The sequence below is a fragment of the Tsukamurella spumae genome (genome assembly GCF_012396015.1).
Lineage (GTDB): Bacteria > Actinomycetota > Actinomycetes > Mycobacteriales > Mycobacteriaceae > Tsukamurella > Tsukamurella spumae.
The window spans coordinates 1-1271 of record NZ_JAAXOQ010000077.1 but is presented as its reverse complement, the minus strand read 5'-3'; the positions used below and the strand labels follow the sequence as shown (position 1 = coordinate 1271).

1 protein-coding gene is annotated in these 1271 nt (G+C 64.6%); it reads left to right on the top strand.

Features of this window, described 5'->3' with window-relative positions; translation table 11 throughout:
* Positions 1–71 precede the first annotated feature (71 nt).
* A protein-coding gene (locus tag HF999_RS22115) for an IS3 family transposase (protein ID WP_109860712.1) occupies positions 72–1237 on the top strand; the annotation gives its coding sequence in 2 pieces (ribosomal slippage) (positions 72–356 and positions 359–1237; 1164 coding nt in all).
* The last annotated feature ends 34 nt before the right edge of the window (positions 1238–1271 follow it).

The following is a 1271-nucleotide window of genomic DNA, read 5'->3' as shown; positions in this document are numbered from 1 at the left end:
GGGACTGGTGCACGGTTAGGTGACATCTGATCTGGCTTGCCCCGGGAGGGCGGCCTGGAAGGATGACTACTGTGCCTAAGCCTTATCCGAAAGAGTTCCGTGATGATGTGGTCCGGGTTGCCCGGGATCGTGAGAGCGGTGTGACGCTCGCGCAGATCGCGAAGGACTTCGGGATCCATGAGATGACGTTGCAGAAGTGGATGCGACGCGCCGACATCGATGACGGCAACAAGCCTGGGATGACGTCGGGGCAGTCGGCGGAGTTGCGGGAGGCCAACAAGCGAATCCGGTTGTTGGAGCAGGAGAATGAGGTCCTGCGCCGGGCCGCGGCGTATCTGTCGCAGGCGAACCTGCCGGGAAAAGGTTCTACCCGCTCGTGAAGGAGCTCGCCGCCGACGGAATCCCCGTCGCGGTGACGTGCCGGGTACTCAAGCTCGCCAGACAGCCCTACTACCGGTGGCTCAAGGAGGCGGTCACCACCGCCGATCGGGTCGCGGCCGCGCGGGCGAACGCCCTGTTCGATGCGCACTGCGAGGACCCGGAGTTCGGGTACCGGTTCCTCGCCGACGAAGCCGAACACGCTGGTCAGGCGATGAGCGCGAGGACGGCGTGGCGGATCTGCTGCGCCAACGGCTGGTGGTCGAGCTTCGGTAAGAAACGTGGGAAGAACGGTAAGAAGCCGGGGCCGCCGGTGCACGATGACCTGGTTGAACGCGACTTCACCGCCGACTCCCCGAACCAATTGTGGTTGACCGATATCACCGAGCACTGGACCGACGAAGGCAAGCTCTACCTCTGCGCGATCAAGGATGCCTGCTCGGGGCGGATCGTCGGCTACAGCATCGATGACCGCATGCAATCCCGTCTCGCCGTTGCTGCGCTCAACCATGCGGTCGCCCGCCGAGACGGCGATGTTGCTGGTTGTATTGTCCACTCGGACAGGGGTTCTCAGTTCCGGTCGCGGAAGTTCGTGTCCGCACTCAATCGGCACGGCCTGGTCGGATCGATGGGCCGCGTCGGCGCCGCCGGCGACAATGCAGCGATGGAATCGTTCTTCGCGCTGCTGCAACGCAACGTCCTCGACCGGCAGCGGTGGGCCACCCGCGAGCAGCTGCGGATCGCGATCGTCACCTGGATCGAACGGACCTACCACCGCCGACGCCGTCAGGTCCGCCTCGGCCGGTTGACGCCCGTCGAATACGAGACGATCATCAACACAGCCGCCTCAGCGGCATGACACCGACACTGTCACCCGATCGTGCAGCAGTCCC